21 protein-coding genes are annotated in these 25,694 nt (G+C 52.7%); 5 read left to right on the forward strand and 16 right to left on the reverse strand.

The features are described from left to right. The 12 genes from F822_RS12500 to metG all read right to left on the reverse strand — a co-directional run bounded on the left by F822_RS12500 (position 1) and on the right by metG (position 16,348). Positions 1-1,308: an amidohydrolase family protein gene (locus F822_RS12500; RefSeq protein ID WP_197272825.1), complete on the reverse strand. Its 1,308-nt coding sequence runs from the start codon at positions 1,306-1,308 to the stop codon at positions 1-3. A gap of 22 nt (positions 1,309-1,330) precedes the next feature. After that, on the reverse strand, positions 1,331-2,479 hold the full coding sequence (locus F822_RS12505; RefSeq protein WP_025042038.1) for a hypothetical protein: 1,149 nt from the start codon (positions 2,477-2,479) through the stop codon (positions 1,331-1,333). Then, entirely contained in the window at positions 2,473-3,678 is a 1,206-nt protein-coding gene (locus F822_RS12510; RefSeq protein WP_025042037.1) for an MFS transporter, read from the reverse strand. Before F822_RS12510 ends, F822_RS12505 begins: the two co-directional genes overlap by 7 nt. A gap of 132 nt (positions 3,679-3,810) precedes the next feature. Continuing rightward, positions 3,811-5,013, reverse strand: coding sequence for an acyl-CoA dehydrogenase family protein (locus tag F822_RS12515; RefSeq protein WP_025042036.1), 1,203 nt, complete (start codon positions 5,011-5,013; stop codon positions 3,811-3,813). Beyond that, complete coding sequence (locus F822_RS12520) at positions 5,007-6,680, reverse strand: class I adenylate-forming enzyme family protein (RefSeq protein ID WP_025042035.1); 1,674 nt, start codon at positions 6,678-6,680, stop codon at positions 5,007-5,009. Before F822_RS12520 ends, F822_RS12515 begins: the two co-directional genes overlap by 7 nt. After that, positions 6,677-8,572, reverse strand: coding sequence for a CoA transferase (locus F822_RS12525; RefSeq protein WP_025042034.1), 1,896 nt, complete (start codon positions 8,570-8,572; stop codon positions 6,677-6,679). Before F822_RS12525 ends, F822_RS12520 begins: the two co-directional genes overlap by 4 nt. A 31-nt stretch (positions 8,573-8,603) precedes the next feature. Next, on the reverse strand, positions 8,604-8,879 hold the full coding sequence (locus F822_RS12530) for a MoaD/ThiS family protein (RefSeq protein WP_025042033.1): 276 nt from the start codon (positions 8,877-8,879) through the stop codon (positions 8,604-8,606). 217 nt (positions 8,880-9,096) lie between these two features. Further along, positions 9,097-9,540: a M67 family metallopeptidase gene (locus F822_RS12535; RefSeq protein ID WP_053111351.1), complete on the reverse strand. Its 444-nt coding sequence runs from the start codon at positions 9,538-9,540 to the stop codon at positions 9,097-9,099. A gap of 87 nt (positions 9,541-9,627) precedes the next feature. Next, positions 9,628-10,071 (reverse strand): M67 family metallopeptidase, encoded by a 444-nt coding sequence (locus F822_RS12540; RefSeq protein ID WP_053111351.1) that lies wholly within the window; start codon positions 10,069-10,071, stop codon positions 9,628-9,630. A 167-nt stretch (positions 10,072-10,238) separates the two neighbouring features. Beyond that, complete coding sequence (gene moeB / locus F822_RS12545) at positions 10,239-11,411, reverse strand: molybdopterin-synthase adenylyltransferase MoeB (protein ID WP_025041646.1); 1,173 nt, start codon at positions 11,409-11,411, stop codon at positions 10,239-10,241. Between the two features lie 77 nt (positions 11,412-11,488). Then, positions 11,489-13,363, reverse strand: a complete 1,875-nt coding sequence (locus F822_RS12550) for a TonB-dependent receptor (protein ID WP_231623513.1) — start codon at positions 13,361-13,363, stop codon at positions 11,489-11,491. A gap of 795 nt (positions 13,364-14,158) precedes the next feature. Next, positions 14,159-16,348: a methionine--tRNA ligase gene (gene metG / locus F822_RS12560; RefSeq protein WP_025041643.1), complete on the reverse strand. Its 2,190-nt coding sequence runs from the start codon at positions 16,346-16,348 to the stop codon at positions 14,159-14,161. Positions 16,349-16,600: 252 nt separating this feature from the next. Here metG and apbC point away from each other — a divergent pair, with 252 nt between their 5' ends. The 3 genes from apbC (at position 16,601) to F822_RS12575 (ending at position 19,943) form a co-directional block, all read left to right on the forward strand. Beyond that, positions 16,601-17,689, forward strand: a complete 1,089-nt coding sequence (apbC, locus tag F822_RS12565) for an iron-sulfur cluster carrier protein ApbC (RefSeq protein ID WP_025041642.1) — start codon at positions 16,601-16,603, stop codon at positions 17,687-17,689. Positions 17,690-17,790: 101 nt separating this feature from the next. Then, positions 17,791-18,357, forward strand: a complete 567-nt coding sequence (gene dcd / locus F822_RS12570) for a dCTP deaminase (protein WP_025041641.1) — start codon at positions 17,791-17,793, stop codon at positions 18,355-18,357. 410 nt (positions 18,358-18,767) lie between these two features. Continuing rightward, positions 18,768-19,943: a type III PLP-dependent enzyme gene (locus F822_RS12575; protein WP_053111352.1), complete on the forward strand. Its 1,176-nt coding sequence runs from the start codon at positions 18,768-18,770 to the stop codon at positions 19,941-19,943. Between the two features lie 47 nt (positions 19,944-19,990). On the opposite strand, the gene F822_RS12580 is transcribed toward F822_RS12575, so the two are convergent. Both F822_RS12580 and F822_RS12585 read right to left on the reverse strand, forming a co-directional pair. Then, positions 19,991-20,566, reverse strand: a complete 576-nt coding sequence (locus F822_RS12580; RefSeq protein ID WP_025041639.1) for a dihydrofolate reductase — start codon at positions 20,564-20,566, stop codon at positions 19,991-19,993. Continuing rightward, a complete protein-coding gene (locus F822_RS12585) occupies positions 20,563-21,357 on the reverse strand; it encodes a thymidylate synthase (protein WP_025041638.1) in 795 nt (264 codons plus the stop codon). Before F822_RS12585 ends, F822_RS12580 begins: the two co-directional genes overlap by 4 nt. Positions 21,358-21,664: 307 nt before the next feature. Here F822_RS12585 and F822_RS12590 point away from each other — a divergent pair, with 307 nt between their 5' ends. Then, positions 21,665-23,134, forward strand: coding sequence for a M17 family metallopeptidase (locus F822_RS12590; protein WP_025041637.1), 1,470 nt, complete (start codon positions 21,665-21,667; stop codon positions 23,132-23,134). 74 nt (positions 23,135-23,208) lie between these two features. On the opposite strand, the gene F822_RS12595 is transcribed toward F822_RS12590, so the two are convergent. Beyond that, the gene (locus tag F822_RS12595) at positions 23,209-24,195 is read right to left on the reverse strand and encodes a zinc-dependent alcohol dehydrogenase family protein (RefSeq protein WP_231623514.1); all 987 of its coding nucleotides are present in this window, start codon (positions 24,193-24,195) and stop codon (positions 23,209-23,211) included. 11 nt (positions 24,196-24,206) lie between these two features. After that, positions 24,207-24,395: a hypothetical protein gene (locus tag F822_RS14970; protein ID WP_082204647.1), complete on the reverse strand. Its 189-nt coding sequence runs from the start codon at positions 24,393-24,395 to the stop codon at positions 24,207-24,209. A gap of 78 nt (positions 24,396-24,473) precedes the next feature. Between F822_RS14970 and aroC the strand changes: the two genes are divergently transcribed. Further along, positions 24,474-25,646 (forward strand): chorismate synthase, encoded by a 1,173-nt coding sequence (aroC, locus tag F822_RS12600; RefSeq protein WP_025041635.1) that lies wholly within the window; start codon positions 24,474-24,476, stop codon positions 25,644-25,646. The last annotated feature ends 48 nt before the right edge of the window (positions 25,647-25,694 follow it).

Raw genomic sequence — 25,694 nt, forward strand, 5'->3', positions numbered from 1 at the left:
TCATGGCGAAACACGCGGCTTCTTGAAGTTATTTACTACAATTTGACCGCCGGACATAACGAGATCAGGATATTCCAAGATTTTCAGGTTATGAGCAGGATCTCCCCGGACTGCAATGATATCCGCGGGCGCATCCTTTTGCAGTGTACCCAGCAGCGGTAAACCCAGATGCTGGCCTGCTTTCGAAGTCGCAGCGCGCAACACGTCCATTACGCCCAGCTTCGCCATTTGCATCATGTACATAAGCTCTTGCGCATCGATACCCCTCGGAATATCCGGATGCGCAACCTCGGCGCCGTATAAAAGTTCTCCTCCAAGCGCTGCCCAGTTGCGGGCATTACCTGCAATCCCGGAACATTTCGATAGCGTATCCAGCGTACCGACTATTTTTACATTCTGCGCCACTGCCTGCTTTAGCAGCGATTCGGGAATAACGTTACATGGCATGTGAGCCCACTCGTCAACACCTGCATTGATTGCAATTTGCGCGCCTGTTACCTCAGCAATATGTGCCGTCACTTGACGATTGTTTTTATGTGCTTCATCCACGATCGCTCTGACGATATTTTCCGGTAGCAGTGGCCATGCATGTTTTGCATGGGAAGAATCATGCGCATGTGGATGCCGGGCCTCTGCATGTTCGATAACCGCTGGATCATGATGACCATGACTGGAATCATGGCCGTGACTGGAATGGCCGTGACCGGAGGACCACGGAGCGCCCGCTTCACCGCCGGGTTCCAGCGCGATTTTGATCACGACAGCGCCCCCCCTGATAAGATCGCGGACGGTTGCGCGTGCTTCTTCTTCCGTTGAAACCGCTGTTGCGATGTTGGTATCTCCCAACATCGGGATAGGGTAGCCGTTCGGTGCGGTAATTATTGGTCCGGAGGTGAGTACACGTAAAGCGCCATCTCCGCCATATGGCTTATGTAGGGGCCCGCCGACGTCCCGGATGGTCGTAATGCCATGCTTCAGGACAGTATCGGCCGGAATATTTTGAAATGAAAGATGCGCATGCAGTTCGATAAAGCCGGGTAGTATCGTTGAATCGCCCAGATCGATGACCCTCACATGACTGGACTCAAGTGATTCACGCGTATCAATTCGTGCAACTCGCCCATTTATCACTAATACCGACGTGTTGGTTCTGATGTTATAGCCATCGAAAACTCTTGCTGCGTGCAGCAGAACAGATTCGTGCTCCGTTTTCTCGGCGACGGCTCCAGACGAAACAGAGATTGTCAGGATCAGCAATAAACAGGACATCATGTGGCTGATCAAGCGGAAGCGCATGTATTTCATCATTTCATATCCCATTTCAGATCCTTTAACAGTGGTTCGGTTCGATGGCGCCAATAAGCACGCAGAGTGCCGCCATGAGAAAAAAGCTGCCCCAGGCCGACTCGACCAGCGCATCCTTTCCTTCATTGGTTTTGTAACAGCAGCCCCAGAATTTTCCCGGCGCGGTCCTGCGTGAAATTGTTTTACTTTCGTCAAGACCCGTGAAATATCGGCTGCGAACGATTGCAGCGATCTGCTGATGGGCATGAATGCGCCATGAAGTGCCATCCGGTACGATATCAGCCAGCGACAGCATTGCCAGAGACGCGATCACGGTAGACGATGGATCGGAAAGACCCAAGGGATTGTCGAGCCGGTTTGGAGGCAGAGGTTCCAGACGAGAACGCTTCCAATATTCACAGGCAGACTGGGCATGGGTCAAGTAAGGTTCTCCCCATCGCGCCGCCGCCCGGCTCAATCCCAACATGGCCCAAGCCTGACCACGAGACCACATGCCTGCTCGATCGGAGGGACAAAAACGCTCTTGTTCAAAATGTGCGACGGAATGAAATACGCCATCATCTGCATGACATGCCGTCAATATCGTATTTGCATGACATTGCGAGATGTGTGCGTAATCATCACGATCACTGTGGCCGAGAAGCTGCGTTAAGGAAGCAAAGGTATCCGTCGTAATGAGTTTGTTTCCGTCTTTTCCGCCGCCCATACCGGTACCAAGGGGTATGCAATTTATTTCCGGATCATAGGAAGCCGCAAGTGCGGCGATGGCTTCTCCTGTAAGCTTGTGTGCATTGGTATCGTCAAACCAGAGCGCTCCCAGGGATGCGCCATACCAAAAAATCAGGCTTCGATTAACGGAATCGACGCTGATTTTCGAGGATAAGCGCTGACAGATATCCGATGCTTTGCGTTGATCCGCGGTTGATCCGGTTAGTCGCGATCGCAACCACCACCATGCCCCCCAGAATCCTCCGGTCCAGGAACCCCCCGGGGAGACAATCCAGCGATCAGTATGTCCCGGTGAATAAAGGGGAAAGCCGCCCATAACGTGAGAGTCAATGATCTCCATACGGTGCATCATCAATTCAAGCGCATTTATCAATTCTTTACGGCTTAATAGCGGTTCGTAAGCCATATCGGTACTACCGGATTCCGGTTGATGAAGGATCAGCAAGTGGGTGCCTGTACTTTGCGGCGACGGGCGGACGCCAATACCAAAGATAGGGCGCATGCGAGTAAAAGGGAGCTAACCTGCATGCTCCAGCCAAGCGGCAAGCCGGTGGAATAATTGGACAAGGCACCGTAAAGCGGCGGGCCCAGCGCGAAACCGCCGAAGAAAGCAGCCGAAACGAGGCCAGACGCGGCACTTACAGGACCAAAAGCTGGATCTCTGATCAGCATGCTCATTGCGATCGCGTTAGTGCCTACCGCGGTGAGCCCCATGCCCGCTGCACCAACCCACAGCCACCAAAGCTTTGCCGGCCCCGCTTGCATCGTCGCCATCACCGCGCAAGCCGCAATAGCGATCAGTACGAGTAAAAGTAGCGACTCGTCTGCAAGTTTTGCGCCCATCGGAGTCAATACCATGCGCGAGATTATTCCCATTACACCGAAAACGGCGATCAAGGTGCCGGCCATGGATAGCGGCATGCCTTGCTGGGTAGCGAAGGTAGGCAAGAATGTGACGAAGGCGGAGAGCGATATGCCCACGCAGAACTGAATGCCCATCAGCCGCAGCAGCAGCGAATTCGGTGGCAAAAACATGAATCTCCTGCCCGTCCTTGCATGTATTTTAGGGGTGACGAAAGGTGCCGTTATCCCGAACAATATTGCCGCCGGCACAATCATGCCTAATGCGACACGCCAGCCATACTGGATTGCGATGCCGGGAAGCACCAGGCCGGCGAAAAGGGCCGCGACCTGAACGCCGGATTGCTTGAGTCCTACGACCTGTGCTCTTTTTTCCGGCGGAACCTGCTGCGCGATCAATAAATTCGTGACCGGATTTGCAAGGGCCTGGGCGATGCCGCAAACAGCGGCGGCCGCGACCAAGCCATAAAAATTTTCAACCGATGCCATCAGCGTAAAAGCCGATGCGATGGTGAAGAAAAGCGCTATCAATGCATAACGTGAACCAATACGGTCTACGAAAATTCCCGCCCATAGCGACAAAATTGCTGCCAGGCCAAATGAGCTCATTACCAGATAACCCAGTAATGCGGGCTCAAAGCGCAAGTCATGGCCAATGAGGGGCCCAAGCGTGCTGATGGCATATAAAATCAGCATTGGCAAGGTCATCGCGAACACCAGGACTACTCGAAGCCAAATGCCCGCAATGCTTGCATGACGAGCGTCGCGGGTCGTTACCGACATGGTTCGCACCTTGCGCTGCCGAATGGATATCGACCCCCATATGCTGATACAAGCGGGTAATGACACTCACGCTGCATGCTGCACCCGCACAGTAAGTCGCTGGAGAAATTTGACGGATTTACCAAGATTGAATCAGGCAAAATGATATGCGCCCTCTTCTTTATATAAATTGATGAGTCGGCGGCCCACGGAACTGATAAGCGACTCGTCTGTACCGTCAAGAATGCGTGACGTGCGTGCGATTCTATAAATACCGGAAAGCGGGGTCAGATCACTGATGCCTTCAGCACCGTGAATCTGTACCGCCGAGTCCGATGCGATGCACAAAGCTTGTGATGCTGCTATTTTGGCGACATTGATCTCGACATTATTTGAACGTTGGGCGTCGACGCCTCTCGCGGCGACCCGAATCAGTTCACGCGCACTCGCAATAGCCTGATACGCGTTGACAATATGTTGGCGCACCAGCTGTTTCTCAGGTAATCGAGCGGATCTGCCACGCTCCGAATTGATTCGAGCCCCCATCAAATCGAAACATCGCTGTGCCAGCCCCACCCAGTTCATCGCACGAAGCAATCTGCCGATGCTCAGCCGCTGCCCCATTAATTCGATACCGCTGCCGCAGGCTCCCAACAGATTATGCTCAGGGACCTGTACGTCGCTAAAAGAAATCTCGCCTTGATCCAGAGAGCGGCCCATCATGGTGATCCTGCGTTCGATCCTGAATCCCGGCGAATCAGTCGGGACGATAATCATCGATAGCGCTTTGCCGAGTGCGATGTCTTCCCCGTCAGTACGTGCCAGCACAGTGATGAATGTCGCCCGGTCCGTATTGCTGACAAACCATTTTCTGCCATTGATAGTCCAGCTCCCGTTTGACAGATATGCGTATGTCGTTATCAGGCCGGGAAAGGACCCGCCATGCCCCGGTTCCGTCATGCCGTAACTGGGGACGGCTTTCCCGAGGGCCATGGGTTCGAGGAAGCGCTTGCAGACTTCATCGGTTCCGAATTTCAGGAGCATATGCGCATCAAGCGCGGAGTGGTTGCCGAAGATTGCCGGGGAGAATTCCGTTCGTCCCTCCTGTTCAGCAACGATCAGGTAGTCTTCAAGTGAAGCTATTTTTCCACCATGCGAGAGCGGATAAAATAAACCCCATAGTCCGGCATGCCTTGCCTTTTCAGTCAGTTCCGATTGCAGCCGGGTTGACCCTTCGCCATCTTGAGCCAATCGTGATTCGTTCGGGATAATCATTTCATCGACAAACTTTCTCACCTTGCTCGACAGCGCTCTCGCCGACTCCGTATGAGTTGATTTTTCACGTGCGCTCAACATTGGTTCGTTCCATGAGTAACGCCCGGGTCAGCAATAGGCCGGGTAAATTCTATTTCCGCGGTCAACTGTTTTTTATCGATCTTTCCCGCTGGGCTGAGCGGTAACTGCCGGTAATAGCGCAAGTATTCCGGAAGCTTGGCGGTCTCCAGACCCTGGTTGCACAAGTAGCGGGTGAATTGCGACAGCGAGGGACGTTCTGCTCCATCCCGCAATGCGAGGCAGAGGCAAACGCGGTGCCCCAGGTCCGGATCGGCAACCGGTATACAGGCAGCGCTCACGACAGCCGGATGGGAAACGGCGATGTTTTCGATTTGTGCAGGACTGATATTGACGCCGCCGCGAATAATGATGTCTTTTTTACGCCCCGAAAGCACCAGATACCCGTCATCGTCAATAAGTCCCAGGTCTCCGGTATAAACCCATCCATCCTTGTCTCGATATAGGGCGTCCAGATCGGGAGCATTGACATATTGCATTGGGCTTATCGGCCCCCTGGCTGTGATTTCCCCCACGCAACCCTGCGGAACTTCCTGTTTCTGGTCATCCACTATCCGGATGGAACAAACGTCGGGTTGAGGCCGGCCCGCCTTGAAAAAAACGGTTTCCAGATCGTCATCAAGCGTGGTGTGGCAATTAACGCCGTCCGCTGAACCGTATAGGCTGATAAAACCACATCCAAACGCCTCGGTACAGCGGCGAATCGAGGCGGAATCGATTTTCGCGCCACCGCTGATGATGGCGATCAGGCTGGAAGTATCGGTTTTCGATAATGCCGGGTCGGCGGCGATGCGCTGAAACATTGTCGGAACCCCAAATATATAGGTAGGCTTCAGTTCCGCAATAGTTTGAATGGCAGCCGCGACATCGAATTGCCGCATGACGACAACGGATCCGCCAAGCCAGGATAAAATACCGAATGTCGCGGTTGAACCAAATGCCGTGCCTAGCGGCATCAGGTAAAGGCCTCTGAAAGAACTGCCGTCAGGATGTATGTGTTGTAGAAAGCGTCCTCGTCCACCAGCCAGCGCGTTGTGAGAATAAGCAATCCATTTTGGCTCGGATTCCGTCCCGGATGAGATCAGGAAGCGAACGGGCGAATCGGGGGAAATCGTCGGCAACTTATCAGTTTCAATGGGCTCGGCTAGAAATAGATCATCCAGCGTGTGCCAGCCTTCCCGGGTGACTTTACCGTCAACGATGAGAATACGAAGTGACAGCAGGGTGGGGCGCAGCGATTCGATAAGTTCGCACAGGTCGATCTTGGCATATTGCCCTTCGATAATAATTACACGTGCATCACACCTTCTCAGCAAAGACTGGATATCGAGGCGACCGCGACCGAGCGGGAAGGGCGCTACGATCGCACCCAGCGCGGCAGCGGCGAGATCGATGGCACAGCTATGCCAGGTGTTGTGGAGCTGGTACGCAACGACATCTCCGGGAACGATTCCGAGCGCCTTGAAACTTGCAGCAAGGCGAAGCACCTTGTTCGATAACCCTTCGTATGTGATGGTGTGGTCGAGGGACATCACCGCCGGGGTGTCGGGATGCTGCCTCACATGCTCGCGGAACAACTCGTACAACGATTTATTGGGATAGGTTCCATTCCGGGCCCACAGGCTGCGAACCTCGGCAGGAACCAGATCCGTGATCCCGGAATGGTTCATTTGAAGCTCCAGGGGGAGTTGACTTTCGTATAAGCACCGGGGGTCAGGGTCGACTGCAGATGTGCCATGGTTTGCAGGTCTGCAAGGTCTTCAATGACAACGGCTGAGGGGACGCCTGCATGTTCAAGGATACCTGCCCACTCATCCGCCGTTCTTGAAAGGAACCAGTCGCTCAAGCAATCCTGAAAATTGTCTTCTTCAATAACGATAGCGGCACCCAGGGCTTCGGCTAATCGCACCGCAGTCTTTAAATCGCGACATTCAACCGCAATTTCCCCCCGTTTAGTGGCATAGATGGCGTCAATAATGCTTTTTGAAGCTGGACCGGAGTTCGGCAACGCATATAGGCGCTGAAAATCATCCGCACACAGAAGCGTTGCCGCGCTCATTAACGATGACGTGACCTTCGCGCTCATATTATTCATACATCGATTGAGCAGCGCGATAGTGATCCCTTGTGCTGCAACAACGCCTCCGAGCACATCGAGTATCGTAAATAAGGACCCGCCACGCGTATCGGAGGTTTCCGCGATCTTTTTGGCAATCCCGGAGTAGGCTTGCGCCATGAAGTCTGTGCCGGGCATCTGGCTGGAGGGAGAATGTGTCGCGCTGTCCGTTGCCCAACCGCCGGCATAGGCGTAAATCAGGGATGGATTGGTTGCAGCCAGATCTTCATGGTCGAGATTTAACAGTACCGCTTTGCCAGGTGCCCAGTTATGCAGAAAGACGTCGGCACGTTGCACCAGTTCCTTGACTTCTGTTTGTCCCGCCAGGGATTTGATATCGACTTCTCGAATAGTTTTAAAACGGTTGAGCGCATCGAATCGTGCTGAACAATCACCTGCCATTGGTGGCATGCCTCGCAGAGGGTCTCCGCCCGGTGGCTCTATCCGGATGACCTCCGCGCCCAGCAGCGCCAGCAGGTGCCCGGCAAGAGGGCCCTGGATCCGCCGGCACGATTCGATGACGGTGAGCCCGCTTAACGGTAAATTACCCGTGGAACGACTTGACCATCCGTCCCATCCGTTCTTGAGACGCGTCTCGAAAAGGAACTCCCACGGGCCTTGAAGCCATACATGCCGGCTGTCTTCGTCCTGGGCTCTGTCATTTATGGATCGCACGGGACAAATAGCCATACCGGTTCTGGCACATATCTGGGAGATGCGGTGATACGTAATGTTTGATATAGCGTTGAATAACTCATCAGGCAGAGGGGAAATGGCTTTGGCATATCGCAGCAAAAAAGCAGTCCATCCTTTGCCGGCGACTGTTGAACTTACACCGATCTCGGACCAGAATTTTTGCCAAGGCCCGGCGTCAAGTGTTTCAAGTTCAAAGATGACGCCATCCAGCGAAATGAAAGGGAGACAGGCCGACTGTGGGACATGGCTTGGCCTTGGGCTCTCGTGAGACTCTGAAGCCGTTGCACCCGCGATATATTGCCCCATGCTTAACAGGGCTGCGGACGCCATCGAGACGTCACTGTTCGATACCGAAAGGCCGCGTAGTTGGCCAATGGAAGCGCTAATCCCGCCCTGAAGCGCCAAAGCGGCGGTCAGGGTGGAAATGTAATTCAACCCCAGCGGTTGGGATCCACCGCTGGCCCGCCCATGGACGGACATCAATCCGCAAGCTGCCTGCATTATATTTTCTGTCACAGAAGCTTGTTTGGAGCTATCACCCCATCTGGTTACATTACATGTTATGGGTGTGGTATGCGGAGTCTTGAATTCAAAAGAAAGCGCTGCATTGTTCGAGCAATTTTCGGTTGTCTCGATTTTCATGCCCAGCGCACCGGACTGGTAAAGAAGTGAGGACGCTATCTCGGCAAAATCCGGGGCAGCGCTTTTTAGCGGGCCCGTTATTGCACAACTGGTTAATGGGCGATTCATACTCATTCCTCATGTGTGGAGCAAGGCCGGTTCAGCACCCACCGGCAACCGCAGGCAAAATGGTTAACGAGTCGCCGTCGCTCAGGCTGGTTGAAAGGCCGTTGGCAAAACGAATGTCATCGTCGTTCACGTATATATTGATGAAGCGGTGTGCCTTTCCTCCGGCGATCAGTTTCTCTTTGACGCCGGGATACCGCTGCTCCATATGTTCGATAACTTCGAGTACGCTGAAACCGGTAATTGTGAGACGTTTTTGATTGTCGGTAAGTGGCCTTAATATGGTTGGGATATTTACGGTGATTTGCATGCTTTTTCCTTTTTCTGATTTTATGATTTTGAAGAAACGGCAATTGGATGTGGTGCGGCTGGATGTTGCCTTTCAGCATTGAAATTAAAGCGTATTGCGGAACTTGGCAGCCTGTCGGACTTAAAGTAAATCGGCTGCAAAAGCGTCTGGGCGGTTTATATTTCGCCGCTTTTTCGTTGCGATTCTTTCAAGTCCGACAGGCTGCCAGGCAGGTTGCTCAAGCCACCATTGCCAGTTCCCATTCCGATTTATATGAATCCAGCATTCTGACCCGCTCCTCGGTCACCATGCCGTCACAAATCCGGAAACTGCGAATTTCGTCCCCGTAAATGGGATTTGTTGGAATGATGACGTAATGGGACCGAAGTTCGGCTGCAAACTTGACGTCGGTTCGGCTTGGATAGGCCTGCGTATCAGTGTGGGAGTGATAGATAACGATAGGTTCTTCGTCCCGCGCCTCCATTTCTCTCCAGACCTGCAATTGCTGATTGGGGTCGAACTTGAAAAATACCGCCGACCGAGCCGCGTTACGCATCGGGATCAGGCGCAATGGAAGATTGCATCCCTGGGGACCAGCGATGATTCCACAGGTCTCGATGGGGTGATCTTTATGTGCTTGAGCAATCATTGCCTCAACGAGTTTGGTGTGTATGGTCAGCATATTTTTTTAACCTCCATGACATTGTTTATTCAGGCAGCGGGAAAACACGAGGATTGGTTATTCCAGGCAGGCTGCCAGGCAGGTTGCTCAAGCCACCATTGCCAGTTCCCATTCCGATTTATATGAATCCAGCATTCTGACCCGCTCCTCGGTCACCATGCCGTCACAAATCCGGAAACTGCGAATTTCGTCCCCGTAAATGGGATTTGTTGGAATGATGACGTAATGGGACCGAAGTTCGGCTGCAAACTTGACGTCGGTTCGGCTTGGATAGGCCTGCGTATCAGTGTGGGAGTGATAGATAACGATAGGTTCTTCGTCCCGCGCCTCCATTTCTCTCCAGACCTGCAATTGCTGATTGGGGTCGAACTTGAAAAATACCGCCGACCGAGCCGCGTTACGCATCGGGATCAGGCGCAATGGAAGATTGCATCCCTGGGGACCAGCGATGATTCCACAGGTCTCGATGGGGTGATCTTTATGTGCTTGAGCAATCATTGCCTCAACGAGTTTGGTGTGTATGGTCAGCATATTTTTTTAACCTCCATGACATTGTTTATTCAGGCAGCGGGAAAACACGAGGATTGGTTATTCCAGGCTTGGGCCCGAAATCCGGTCTAAAACCAATAACGATTTGTTTTGTTTATGGTTTGGATACCAGCCTGGGGTAGCGGTCAGCCCCTCTGCTGGCCGCTCGGCTAATAACTGGGCAACGACTGATCGACGTCCCTGATCCACGCTAGAATTCCACCGTCCAGGCTTTTGACGTTGGTGAAGCCTTGCTTTTTCATCTCCACGAGAACATCTCTCGAACGGATGCCCATTTTGCAATGCACTACGATGAAATCCTCTTTGTTGAGCTGAGATAAAACCTCTTCGGTCATGATTTTATTTTTGGGAATGTGGTTGGCGCCTTTTATGCGGACAATGTTCCATTCTTCGATTCCACGAACATCGATGAGCCGCATATCCTTACCGCTGTCCTGCATCTTCTTGAGTTCCAGCGGACTGATTATGAAGGGGTTCGTCATGTTTTCCGTGGCTACCGGCTTCACTCCGCAAAATTCCTGGTAATCCATTAATCCGGTTATAGGCGTTCTCGCAGGTGCGCGCTGCAAGGGAATAAACCTGTATGTCATGTCCAGGGCGTCATAGACAGCGAGTCTTCCAAGCAGGGTTTCGCCTAAGCCGGTGATCAATTTAATGGCTTCTGTCGCCATGATCGCGCCGATCGAGGCACAGAGAATGCCTAACACGCCACCTTCGGCACATGAGGGCGCCATCTCCGATGGGGGTGGCTCGGGGTACAGATCACGATAGTTCAAGCCCACTCCATCCGGCGCATCCTCCCAGAAGACGGAGGCCTGTCCTTCGAATCGAAAAATGGATCCCCATACATATGGTTTTTTCGCAAGCACGCAGGCATCGTTGACAAGATACCGGGTAGAAAAATTATCCGTCCCATCTACAACCAGGTCGTACCCTGAAATTATCTCAACGGCATTTGTCACTTCAAGGCGTTCGTTATGGAGCTGGACATGAATATGGGGGTTTAACTCGTTAACCGAGTCTTTCGCACTCCTGGACTTGAGCCTGCCGATATCCGATTGCCCATGAATGATTTGCCTTTGCAAATTGGATTCGTCGACGACATCGAAGTCGATGATTCCCAGTGTTCCGACGCCGGCTGCCGCGAGATACAGCAGCACGGGTGACCCTAAACCACCGGCACCTATCACTAAAACTTTACTGTTCTTGAGGCGTTTTTGTCCTTCCACGCCGACATCTGGGATCAGCAGATGGCGGCTGTACCGTGAAACTTCATCTCTGGTTAATTCTTCCGAAGGGTGTACTAATGGTAGTAATTGCATAAAAACCTCCACGTTTAATTCACGAAGCTCATCACCAACATTCGACAGGTTCAACAGGAATCCATTACTCTTGCCATTCAGAAGCTTGCGGAAAAGCCGATCTGCCCCCAGCGCCCCGGCATCGGATACCCTGGACGATAGGCGTAACGGGCATCCAGAAGATTTTCCATAGCCACGAAAATTTCGCCTCTTTTGCCAAGCTGCGGCAACTGGTAAGAGACGCGGGCATTCATGATCGCAAATGAATGAACGCTCTCGCTGTTGACAGCTCCCGCCGCACGCGGCCGATTGAGCGCCAGTACGCTTGATTGGTACTGGGTGTCGACTGTCAGGCGAATGGGCCCCATTTGCCCATTCAAGCCGGCCGTGACGGCTCTCTTTGGCGTATACGGCAAATTATCGATGCTGGGATCAAGCAATGTCATTCCACCAAAAACCGTCCAGTTGGCCGTAATGTTTTGTCGAATCGCAACTTCAGTGCCGCGTATGGTATAGGTACCCAGATTCAGAAACTGCGGCGGTGGCGGAACGTTGGGCGGGAAGCCGAAGATGTAGCGGTTTTTTACCTGATCGGCAAATACGCTGACATCAATCTGTGTTGTTTCGAAAGGATTCAGCTTGAAGCCGACTTCGGCGTGATCGAGCTCTTCCGCGGCAAGCTGTCTCCAGCTTTGCCCCAGTGCGGGTATCACGGAGGAAAGTACGGGGGCCTCCAATCCCGGATAATTGATGCCGCGCGATACATTGCCGAAGAGGGTGATCCAGTCTGATATCAGAGAGAGACCCGCATGTGGCGACGTCTTTGTCCGGAACATATTGTGGTCATAGACCCGGATGCCAACCGCCGGCACAAGCGACCAGCCTTTACCCAGCTCTATCGTTTGGCTCAACGCCATGTAAGGGGACGTGACGCGGAAAGCGGGTGCATTAAAACTATCCTGCGGCGCCGGGGCTACTCTATTGAATCGCGCATTGCCCGAAATCCAGTCGCTGTCCAGTCCGGCAACAATGGCGCTGCCCTTCCATAGAGAGAATTGCTCCTTCCAGCGCACGCCTATCGTTTCGAAATTGGTGAGCGTATCTCCATCCAGGCCGGACTGATGCAGCCAGTTACCTTCTCCCTTGCTGTAATAAAAACGTAAGTCACCGCGCCAGTCATTGTGACGATGCGATATAAAAGCGGAGACCAATCCTGCCTGGGTGTTGTATTGCGGTGCCACGGCGGGTCTCGGCAACCGGTTATCGCCTGGATCGCGCGCGGTGTTGGTGACAAAAAGAAAGCTTGTGCCAACCGACCAGTTTGCACCCAGCCGCATGCCGATGCGGCCCATCACATTATTCAGTTCGCCGCTCGCATTGAGTCGCTGGCCATCCGACTGGGCGTGACCTTGCGCCAGCATGAAATCCACATCACCTTTGCGGCCAACCAGATCCGCTTGCTCGATAAAGGTATTGAAATAGCCTCCGGAAATCCTTGCGCCTGCCTGTATGCCATCCTCGGTTGCGCGCTTGGTTTCCAGATTGATCGACGCAAAGTTATTACCGTTGATTTGAGGTTGGGGGCTTTTGTAGACGGTAATGGATTGCATGCCATTGACCGGCAACAGATCGAGCAATGGATGGTTCCAGACGCCCATGTAAAATGGAACGCCGTCAATGTAAGTCTTGATTTCACTGCCGGGCCGGCTGACACCCATTCCGCGTATAAAGACCGCGCCGCCTTGATCGCCACCAAAAGCACCCACCGGGTTGTACCGTGATATTTGCACCCCTGGGGTGCGGCGCAGCGCGGCCGCGAGATCGAACGCATTCTGATCGCGAAGCTGGCTTTCGGTGACCACCGCGGATGTGCTTGAAAACGGATCGATGCGCACGCGATCAATGATTGGATTGGACGTCACAACGACGGGAGTCAGCGCGGTAGTTGAGGATTGCGTCGTAGTCTGTGCCATCGTAAACCCTGAAAAACTTATTGTTATGAATGTTATGGTCGATGCAATCTTTCTCATTCTCATTTTTATTCTTTTTCTTGAATGGCTGCGTCAAAAGCCGCAGCCAGCTAATGTCATTACCATATCCTGTAATGACTCATAGTATGTCATCGTCATCAATTGGAATGTACTTTTCGCGGTGCCAGAAAAACAGCTTACGGCGGCGAGGCCGAGAAGCGCCATATGCCGGGCTGATCCCAGCCTCCCGGAGCGCTACCGCAAAACGCTCATATGCGTGCTGATGGGAAATGTAAAACAAATTTATGAAATTAGGAATGTGGCATATTGTCGCATGTGGCATATTGCCGCACTTGCTGGCGACATGCGTTCTAGCGCTATGCTTTACTCAAAAATTTCAAATGGGTATTACCGGGAATAGCCGTGGCCAAGAGTGACTTTATGGGTTTGGGATGTCCTGGCAGCCTCTCGGACTTGAAGAATCGCAGCGAAAAAGTGACTGGGTGAGGATATGGACCGGCCAGACGCTTTTGCAGCCGATTTCCTTTAAGTCCGAGAGGCTGCTAGAAGCAGGGGAGTGCGATCCCGCTTGGGAATGAATCAGCGGATTGGGTCAGTGGGCCGAATTTTTGGGATTTTTGTGAATCAGCCGGAGTGAAGCGATGTTCGTCACGTCGTTACTAAAGATCATATGGCATAAGGGACGCGCTCGGGTATCATGCGCGCCCTATGATTCCGCTCGAGCGTATGACCTTCAATCTCGACGCTTGATCTTTTTCTTTATCGCCAGCTGCAGCGCTATTTTATTTTCATTCCCGGCCGTGCGCCTTCATCGGGAGAGAGAAGATAAGGCCCATCGCCATCACCCGCGGCCAGCACCATCCCTTCGGATATGCCGAATTTCATCTTGCGTGGCGCAAGGTTGGCTACCATGACAGTCAGGCGGCCTGTGAGCTGTTCAGGATCGTAGGCGGATTTTATCCCTGCGAAGACGGTACGCTGTTCTGCTCCGATATCCAGCGTGAGCTTCAATAGTTTATCCGCGCCTTCTACGTGTTCGGCATTGATGATTTTCGCCACCCTGAGGTCGATCTTGCCGAAATCATCAATTGTAATCGATGCCGCTGCGGTGCTTTTGATACCCGTTCCATTCGTTGCAGGGATGGAGGGAGCGACTGGGCTTTTTTCCACCGCTTGCACAGTTTGTGTGGTTTGTGGCTGTACTGTTGGCTTCAGGCTTTCTTTATTGGCATCGATAAGCATTTCGATCTGTTTGGCGTCGAGGCGAGTCATCAGATGTTTGTAGTCGTTGATCCGGTGCCCGTCCGCTAACAGTCTGTTCTGCGAATTTGCATCCTTCCAGATGAGAGGGTTTATCCCCAGAAATTGCTCCGCTTGTGCGGCAAGTTTCGGCAGGACCGGTTTCAGGTAAACGGTGAGAATGCGGAACATGTTCAACGCAACACTGCACACCTCATGCAATTCTCGGTCGTTTTCATCATTTTTTGCCAGAAGCCATGGCTTCGTTCGATCCACGTATTGATTGGCAACGTCCGCTGCCAGCATTATTTCCTTTATGGCTTTGCCGAATTCCCTGCGATCATAAAAATTCGCAATGGAGATATGACGCCCCAGGAACGTATCCCCTTCGCCAAGCTGGCAGAAAAGAAACTGATTGAACCATTTTCGGTTCGCTTCGGAGATAGTGTGTGTAAGCCTCCCATCGAATTTCTTGGTGATAAATCCGGCGCATCTACTGGCTATATTGATGTATTTGCCTACCAGGTCGCTGTTGACCCGCGCGATGAAATCATCGAAATTGAGATCGATATCTTCCATGCTGTCGTTGAGCTTGGCAGCGTAATAATAGCGTAGCCATTCTGGATTCAAGCCCTGTTTCAGATAGCTGTCCGCAGTAATGAACGTCCCACGCGACTTCGACATTTTTTGCCCGTTGACGGTAAGGAATCCATGAGCATAAATCTGGGTAGGCGTGCGATAACCCGAGAATTCCAGCATCGCGGGCCAAAACAGCGCGTGAAAGTAGAGAATATCCTTACCGATAAAATGCACCATTTCGGTGTTGCCGCCGGGCCGAAGAAATTCATCGATCTCGGCTTGAGATTTTTGCTTCTGTTTGAAGTAATTTTCGAAGCTGCCGAAGTAGCCGACGGGTGCATCCAGCCAGACATAGAAGAATTTCTTGCCGGCGGTACCGGGTATCGGAAAGCCGAAATAGGGCGCATCGCGGGAAATATCCCAGTCCGTCAAGCCCGCTGAAAGCCATTCATTCATCTTGTTGGCAGCTTCGGGTTGGAGTCGTGGCTTCATTTCGGGGTTGGCGCCGGACTGGCTCGAAAATGATTCAAAAACCCAACCATTGAGGAAAGCCTTGCAACGGGGATCCGAAAGCTTGAAGAAGTGATGTTTGGAAGCGCGGCGTTCCGGTTTTGCTCCCGAAACGGCGGAGTAAGGATCGATCAAATCGGTTGGCGAATATGTGGCCCCGCATGCCTCGCACGAATCGCCGTATTGCTCCTTGGCATGGCAATTCGGGCATTCTCCCTTGATATACCGGTCCGGTAAAAACATCCGCTTCACCGGATCATAAAACTGCTCGACGGAGCGCTTGACGATCAGATCCTTTGCTTCGAGCTGACGATAGATATCCTCGCAAAATGCCTGGTTCTCGGGCGCATCCGTGGTGTAATAATTGTCAAAATCAACATGAAAGCCATCAAAATCGGCCTTATGCTCTTGCCATACGCGGTCTATCAGCTGCTTGGGCGTAATGCCTTCCTGTTCGGCGCGCAGCATGATCGGCGTGCCGTGAGTGTCGTCGGCACACACGTAATGTACCTCGTGGCCTTGCATTTTCTGGAAACGGACCCAGATGTCGGTCTGAATGTATTCCACCAGATGCCCGAGATGGATGCTGCCGTTAGCATAGGGTAGCGCTGAAGTAACCAGAATTTTTCGCTTGTTCATCAATTGCCTATAGAGATTGCACCAAACGTGATTGTAACAAACTGTAAGCCCGGCAACCTGTTGAACTGAAGGAAACAGTTGTTTATTGACCAGGGCGGAGTGAGCCCTGTTTTCTTCAAGCCATAAGAATTGGTTCCGGTCGGTTCTGCATGACGGGTGGACGCTTTATCTTCATCTCGGCAGACTCTCGACCTGGATATTTGTTAATATTCGAAGTCATCATTTGTGCCGCAGATAAAGGAGTATGCAGACGTGCCTATCACGGAACAGCAAATACAGTCTGTCCTCAGGGAAATTATCGACCTCAGCACGGGTAAGGATTACGTAACCGGCAATGAAGCACGTAATATCAAAATAGAGGGCGATAACGTCTCGCTTGATATCGTGCTGGGTTACCCGGCAAAAAGCGTGGTGGAAAGTATACGCAAGCAGACGGTTGACAAGCTCAAAAGTATTCCCGGTATTGGTAACGTGCATGTCGACGTCACGAGCAAGATCGTAGCTCATAGCGTGCAGCGTGGCGTAAAGCTCATTCCGGGGGTCAAGAATATCATCGCGGTAGCGTCCGGAAAGGGTGGGGTGGGCAAGTCTGCCACGGCGGTCAATCTGGCACTGGCGCTTGCCGCGGAGGGCGCTTCCGTCGGCATCCTCGACGCCGACATTTACGGCCCTTCGCAGCCCCAGATGCTGGGTATTGCCGGCCGTCCCGAATCCCTCGACGGCAAGACCATGGAACCGATGAAGGCACATGGCATTCAGGCCATATCAATCGGTTTTTTGATTGACGTTGAAACGCCGATGGTGTGGCGCGGACCGATGGTTACGCAAGCGTTGCAACAGTTGTTGAACGATACCCGGTGGAAAGATGTGGATTATCTTATCGTGGACATGCCGCCGGGAACCGGCGACATCCAGTTGACGCTTGCGCAGAAAGTACCGGTTACGGGCGCTGTCATCGTTACCACCCCTCAGGATATTGCGTTGCTCGATGCACGCAAAGGACTGAAGATGTTCCAGAAAGTGGGTATTCCCATTATCGGAATTGTCGAGAATATGAGTACTCACATCTGTTCAAAATGCGGTCACGAGGAGCATATTTTCGGCGCCGGTGGTGGGGAGAAAATGTGCAAGGATTATGAGGTCGAATTTCTTGGGTCCTTGCCGCTCGACATAAAAATCCGCGAACATACCGACTCCGGTACCCCGACGGTTGTCGCGGATCCGGGCGGGAAAATAGCGGGGACTTATCGCAGCATTGCGCGCCGCATCGCAGTCAAGGTCGATGAATTATCGCTGGATCATTCAGCGCTGTTTGCGAAGATCGTAATCGAGGATACCTGATTACCCAGGAAAACCAACGAAATGGATGAGGGCGCGCGTCTGCGTACGCTCATCCCATTCCCGACTGACATTCTCCCGGCATTCTCTTCTTCTTTTTAAAAATGACCATAAAGTCGGATAAGTGGATTCGCCGCATGGCGGCGGAACACCGCATGATCGAGCCCTTCGAGCCCAATCAGGTCAAGCACGCCAATGGCCATCGGATCGTTTCATACGGGACATCAAGTTACGGCTACGATATCCGTTGCTCGGATGAATTCAAGCTGTTTACCAATATAAACTCCGTTATTGTCGACCCCAAGAATTTTGATTCGAATTCTTTTGTCGACGTGAAGGGCGACGTTTGCCTTATCCCGCCCAATTCCTTTGCACTCGCGCGCACCGTTGAGTATTTCCGCATCCCGCGCAATGTGCTTACCATCTGCCTCGGCAAATCCACTTATGCGCGTTGCGGCATTATTGTCAACGTCACCCCATTTGAGCCGGAGTGGGAAGGTTATGTCACACTGGAATTTTCCAACACGACACCGCTTCCCGCAAAGATTTATGCGAATGAGGGAGTGGCTCAGGTGATCTTCTTCGAGTCCGATGAAGTATGCGAGGTTTCGTATAAAGATCGGGGTGGAAAATATCAGGGGCAGCATGGTGTGACGCTACCGAAAATCTGATTTTTTGCAGCAATGGCCGCACCTCGGCCAATTGTCCGATACCTGCAATAAATGCAGCAGGGGTCGATCAACCCGCTTTATGCCCGATGTGTCCCATAAAAATCGCAAGTCTTTGTTATAAATAAATATTTAACCCTGATGTGGCGTGTGAATTCTCTCCTGGCGCCGTCAATTATGACGAGTTGCCAAGGTGGTTCTTTTGCGACCATTCCCGATGGGTATATGATTTTTTTTCGAGCCGAAAAAAACGCTTGATTCCAGCGGAATGAAGTTTATAATCCGCTTTTTTACGAATGTGTAATCAGGAATAGGAGGTCATCATGAAAAGCAAAGCAAACTACTTCGTCCCGGCTGACCTGGTAAATATTCATACTCCCGTCACGTAGCGTCTTTAAAGAAGGAAGACTCTCATGCAAATGCGTACCACGGCCCTACGGCGCAAAGTAGACGCCGAAGAAATATTCGACACCCATCCCGAAGTCAGACTGGATTTTGAACATGTCCAGGCAGCCTTGAAAAAAGGCTACAGCAAGCCGTTTCTGCTGGTTGACAGCCATATTGTCCGCACTAAAGCCCGCCGATTCAAAACTGCCATGCCACAGGTGCAGCCGCACTATGCGGTGAAGGCGAATCCGGATCCGCGCGTACTCAGCGCCCTGATCGAGGAAGGCGTCGGGTTTGAAATCGCCTCTATCTCGGAACTGGATCTTCTGCTCAGCCTGGGTGTTCCCGCTGCGGAAATTTATTACAGTAATCCGATGAAGTCGCGCGCCTATCTGGAATATGCGGCATCAAAAGGTGTGGAATGGTATGTGCTGGATAGTGTCGAGGAACTACGCAAGATTGTGAGCGTCAAGCCTGACGCGAAGATGTATCTGCGCATAGACACGCCGAACATCGGCAGCGATTGGCCACTGGCCGGCAAATTCGGTACGCACGCCGCCGAGATCAAGGGCATCATCAATGAAGCGGTAAAACTCAAGGCCGATCTTGCGGGCGTGACTTTCCATGTCGGTTCACAATGCCGTAATCCGCAGAATTGGCGAGTGGGCATCGAGCGGGCCAAAAAGGTTTTTGCGGACATGCGCCGGGTTGGCTTATCGCCCCGTCTGCTCAATATCGGCGGCGGCTATCCCGTTCGTCATATCAAGCCCATCCCGTCAATAGAGATAATAGGTGACGTGGTGAATGCAGCCATCGCGGATCTGCCGAAGGAAATTCGTATCATGGCCGAGCCGGGGCGTTATCTGGTATCCGATGCAGCTTATTTTGTTTGCCGCGTGGTAGGCACAGCCACCCGCAATGGTAAGCGCTGGATGTACTGGGACGCGGGTATGTTTGGCGGCGTGATCGAAGTCACCGAAGGTCTACGCTATGAAATTCTTTCTGACCGCAGCGGGCACGACATTCCATGGTGTGTCGCCGGGCCGACCTGTGACTCGGTGGATATTCTGATGCGTGATGAAATGCTGCCGGAAGATATCCAGGAAGGGGATTTCATCTATATTCCCAACGCCGGTGCTTACACGACTGCCTACGCCAGCAATTTCAATGGTTTTCCACTACCGGATGTGGTTGTTCTCTAACTACTGATTGTCGGGTAAACAATGACGGGACCCAACGAGTGGTCCCGTCATTGTTTCAGCATCATCCAGTCATAACCGCCGGGCAAAGTTCCCTTGCCTGTTTTTCGGTCAAATACCACAAAATGGTATTCCAGGCCGTTGTCATCCCAGCGGTATTTCTCCCGAGACGTTTCCTTCCATTCTTCGTGATTGAATTCAGGAAATAGCACGTCGCCATCGAAATCCCTCTGAATTTCTGTAATATACAATCGGTCGCACAGCGGCAACATTTGCTGGAATATTTTGGCCCCGCCGATAACAAAGATTTCCGTATCACCTGTCGTTACAGGCTTATCTTCGTTTCCTTTGTCATCGTGGCAGGCTCTCAACGCTTCAGCTATTGAATGCACCACGATAGCGCCCTGAATTTCGTACCCGGTTTGGCTTGTAACAATGATACAGGTGCGCCCAGGCAGAGGTTTGCCGATGGATTCATAGGTTTTGCGCCCCATGATAATGGGATGCCCCATGGTAAGCGTCTTGAAGCGCTTCAGATCGGGCGGCAACCGCCACGGCATTTCGTTGTTCTTGCCGATGACTCGGTTCTGTGCCATTGCCACCAAAGCGGAGAGTCGAACGCTCATACCGCGACTGGCGCCCTGATGGCCGGATAAGGGTCATAACCTTCCAGCATAAAATCCTCATACCTGAAATCAAGAATGCTATTGACCGCCGTATTCAATTTCATTACGGGCAGAAGCCTCGGCTTCCGGTTTAATTGTTCCCGGGCTTGTGTCAAATGGTTGAGGTAAAGGTGCGCATCCCCCAAGGTGTGCACGAAATCACCGGGTTTTAGATTGCAGACTTGCGCTACCATCAAGGTCAGCAGAGCGTACGACGCAATATTGAATGGCACACCGAGGAAGATATCCGCGCTACGCTGATAAAGCTGGCAGGAGAGCATGCCGTCAGCCACGTAGAACTGAAACAAGGCATGGCACGGCGCCAATCTCATCTCAGGCAGTTCACCCACGTTCCAGGAAGAAACAAGCATGCGCCGCGAATCAGGGGTACGCCTGATCTGCTCGATCACCTGCGTAAGCTGATCGATATGGCCTCCGCCCTCGATCGGCCAGGATCGCCACTGGCGGCCGTATATCGGGCCCAGATCGCCATTCTCGTCAGCCCACTCGTTCCAGATGGAAACGCCGTTGTCGTTGAGGTACCGGATGTTCGTATCGCCGCGCAAAAACCACAACAGTTCATAAATGATGGACTTCAAATGACATTTCTTGGTCGTCACCAGCGGAAAGCCTTCCGATAACGCAAAGCGCATCTGGTGACCAAATACGGAAAGCGTGCCCGTACCCGTGCGGTCCGATTTCTTGTGTCCGTGCTCGAGCACGTGCTGCATGAGTTCAAGATATTGGCGCATTACGGGCGAACGATAGAACGGTGGGAATGATAGGAGAAAGTCCGGATCAACGGAACCTGCATAGAGAATTCAAGAGAATTCCCTGTATTATAATAGCATTCATACCTAGCAGCCTGTCGGACTTGAAGAATCGCAGCGAAAAAGTGACTGGGTGAGGGCAGATTTTGGGGATTTTGAAGACCAATAGTTATTCTATTGGTCGAAAAAGCAGCGAAATATGAACCCGCCAGACGCTTTTGCAGCCGATTTCCTTTGAGTCCGACAGGCTGCTGCTAGTATCGCTTATAACTTATTTCGAGGACAGCCAATGCTTGCATCATTGACACAAAACGCTTCATCCATAAGCTCGTCTACCAAGGCAACGCATATTCTGGTCGTACTGGCGCAGTCCGCCCCATCGGATAAGCTTCGGAATAAGCCTGATTTTTTGGGGAAAAACGTACTGGAAACTTTATTATCACGTCGAAAAATACAGTTGGGGGAGATCACGGGTAATCCAGTGGCGGCCAATATCGAGAGCGGTTCTTTATGCGTTTGGGTGGCGGTGGATTTGAGCAAATCTGTATTCGAGCAGCAAACATCCATACGCAAAGCCGTGCAATTATTGCTGGAGGAAACCCCTGCGGAAATAAATATTGCGGTCTATGGCGATGATGGCCAAAGGCGCGCTTTCGCGCACCTGGCGATATATGCGGCCTGGATTAATGGCCCGGTGCTGCCCTCCCGGAAAACGGACAAAAAAAACACGCGGCGGCGGCCGCTCGCCAGAATTGTCGTGCACGGATATAAGGAAGCGGATAATTTTGCGCTATTAGCCGCCAAAGCGGAAGGTAATCTGCTTACGCGTGAACTTACGATACTGCCACCCAACGAATTAACGCCGGAGCTCTATCGCAGGCATGTCAAGAAGCTCGCTGGCACCGAAGGCTGGAAGTATCAGGAATTCGATGTCAAGGCGCTGCGTAAAATGGGTGCCGGGGCGTTTGTTGCCGTGGCGCAGGGTAGCGATCCCGAAGATGCCGCCATCGTGCATTTGCAACGACGCGTGAAGAAGGCGAACAAAACCGTGGCGCTGGTAGGAAAAGGCATCTGCTTTGATACCGGTGGCCATAATCTGAAGCCTGCCCGCCACATGCACGGCATGCATGAGGATATGAATGGTTCGGCAGTTGCGTTGGGGATTTTATTGGCTGCAACTCGCGCCAATCTGTTGGTGAATATCGATTGCTGGCTCGCCATTGCTCAAAATCACATCAGCCCGCATGCCTACAAACAGAACGACGTCATAACGACCCTGAATGGCACCACTGTCGAGATTATCCATACCGATGCAGAAGGACGGCTGGTCCTGGCGGACACGCTGACTCTGGCGGCAAGACAGAAGCCTGATGTGATGATCGATTTTGCGACACTGACCGGGAGCATGCACGTCGCACTCGGATCGCATTATAGTGGCGTTTTCAGTAATCGGGAGGATCTGGTACAGAAAGCATTAACCGCCGGAAAAGCGACGGGCGAGCGAATCTGGGCATTTCCGATGGATGCCGACTACGATGCGGAACTGGAAAGCAAAATTGCCGATATCAAGCAGTGCTCGTTGGAGGGAGAGGCCGATCATATTCTCGCCGCCCGCTTCCTCAACCGGTTCGTGGACGATGTACCCTGGCTGCACATGGATCTATCCGCCAGCAATAGCAAAAGTGGATTGGGCGCTGTAGGAAGCGACGTCACCGGCTTTGGGGTGGCATGGGGGGTCGAGATGCTCGGAAATCCCTGAACAGGTTCTCCAGTAAACTCCCGGAGCGCGTTCATAGCTAGGTCAATGCATCTCTGGCTGAATCTGCTGGTTGTTCAAACAATCTGCAGTACTATCTTGCCGTGGGTATGCCCCGCTTCAATGCGCCGGTGTGCTTCAGCTGCCTGGTCCAGCGGTAGCACCTGATCAATATGAACCTTGAGCAGGCCTTGCTCAATCAGTTTTGCGCCGCGCTCGAGTATGCGCGTCTGCGCGACACGTGCCAGGTGCAAGCCGAAGTAAAGCGGGGTGGTTATCTGTACGTAACCGATGCTCAGGTTGCGTAGCCGTGCGATATTGGTGTGCGCGATGTCGCAAGTAGTCGAGAGCAGTGTTACTACGCTGCCGTACACGCGGGCTGCGGCGAACGATTTGCAAAAAGTTTCGCCACCCACCGTATCCAATACCAATCCCACGCCCAGCCCAGCCGTCCAGTTTAACGCCACTTCACCAAAATCCTGCCGGGTATAGTCTATCGCCAGATCGGCACCTAGCGATCGCACAAACTCGGCCTTCTGCGGACTCGAAATGGTAGTGGCAACACGTGCGTTACAAAGGTGAGCTAGCTGTATCGCAATATGGCCGACGCCGCCTGCACCCGCATGAATCAGCGCTGACTGGTCTTCCCTCAGATCGCCGCGGTCTATCAATGCTTCCCATGCCGTAATCAGTGCCACCGGTACCGCGGCAGCCTCCAGCATGGTCAGATTCTCCGGTTTCAATGCGAGATAATCTTCCTGCACAACCGTGTATTCGGCATAGGTTCCCGGTGCGCCGCCCAGGCCGTTGTGAAAAAAAAACACTTCATCCCCCGGGCGCACGCGACTGACTGAGCTACCTACCGCTTCTACCACTCCTGCACCATCGCCGCCCAGAATCGAAGGCAGTTTATCCGGGTAATAAATGTTGAGCTTGCGCACCTTGGCGTCTATCGGGTTTACGCCCGCAGCGTGCAATTTTACCAGCACGCTGGATGTATCGGTGAGTGTGGGTATGGGTATATCGGCCGATATCAGCACATCCGGTGCACCTGGCGCACTCATCAGCACGGCCCTCATGTTTTTCCTCTTTTCCTGGTCCAGGCATAGCGGATAAATCGTTGCCACCGGGTGAGCGATTGCGCGGATTTATCCTGAGCGATTTCCCGTTGATCACGAGTTGTGCTTAGCTTTACCTGTGTATGAATCTGGCGCAAGGTCAAACCACCAGGGCCTGTTATCTTGTCGGGATCAGGTTTTTCCATGATCGAATTATGCGGGTGAAAATGGCGAAATACGAGGGATATGTTAAACTCGAAGCGTCGATCTGGCGAGAAAATAAAATGTCCGGCAATACCCTTGGCAAGCTTTTTTGCGTTACTTCTTTTGGCGAATCGCATGGTCCCGCGATAGGTTGCGTCGTCGACGGCTGCCCGCCAGGGATGGAGTTATCCGCCGAGCATATCCAGCAGGATCTGGACCGGCGCAAGCCTGGTACCTCACGCCACGTGACCCAGCGGCGGGAATCGGACACAGTCGAGATTCTCTCCGGGGTGTTCGAGGGCAAGACCACGGGTACCCCGATTGCGTTGCTGATTCGAAACGAGGACCAGCGCAGCAAGGATTACAGCAAAATCATGGATACCTTTCGGCCAGGGCATGCGGACTACGTTTATTGGCAAAAATACGGGATACGCGATTACCGAGGCGGTGGACGCGCCTCTGCCCGCGAAACTGCGGTAAGGGTTGCGGCAGGGGCGATTGCAAGGAAATGGCTGTACACGAGATATGGCACGGTAATACGCGGATTCATGGCGCAGTTGGGCCCCCTGGAAATTCCGTTCAAACGATGGGATGAGGTTGGGCAAAATCCATTTTTTGCCGCTGATCCCGATCGGGTACCCAGCCTGGAAGAATTCATGGATAAGCTGCGCAAATCCGGCGACTCCGTCGGTGCGAAGATCTGTGTCGTGGCGGAAGGTGTGCCGGTAGGCTGGGGAGAGCCAGTATATGATCGCCTGGATGCGGAAATCGCTTACGCCATGATGAGCATCAATGCGGTAAAAGGTGTCGAAATCGGCGCCGGGTTTGCCGCCGTGGCCCAGAGGGGAACCGAACACTCTGACGAGATTACTCCCGGCGGATTCTTGAGCAACAATTCGGGTGGTATAGTGGGCGGGATTTCTACCGGCCAGGAAATCGTTGTGAATATCGCCGTCAAACCGACCTCCAGCATCCGCCTGGGACGACGCTCGGTGGATAAGGCCGGGAATCCGGCCCTGGTGGAAACTCATGGCAGGCACGATCCCTGTGTAGGTATTCGTGCCACACCCATCGCGGAGGCAATGCTGGCACTGGTGCTGATGGATCACGCCTTGCGCCATCGCGCGCAAAATGCGGATGTAACGTGCGAAACGCCAAAAATTCCCGGTAAAATCGATTTTGAAGAAGCCAGTTCAACCAACGCCGAGTTAAAACCGGAATTGACGGAAAACCCCGACCCTGAAGAAGCTTGAGATGGGTTACGCGGGTCAGCTGTTTCTCTTCATCGCCCCACGATCCAG

Origin of the sequence: Nitrosospira briensis C-128 (genome assembly GCF_000619905.2) — a bacterium.
Classification (GTDB): domain Bacteria; phylum Pseudomonadota; class Gammaproteobacteria; order Burkholderiales; family Nitrosomonadaceae; genus Nitrosospira; species Nitrosospira briensis.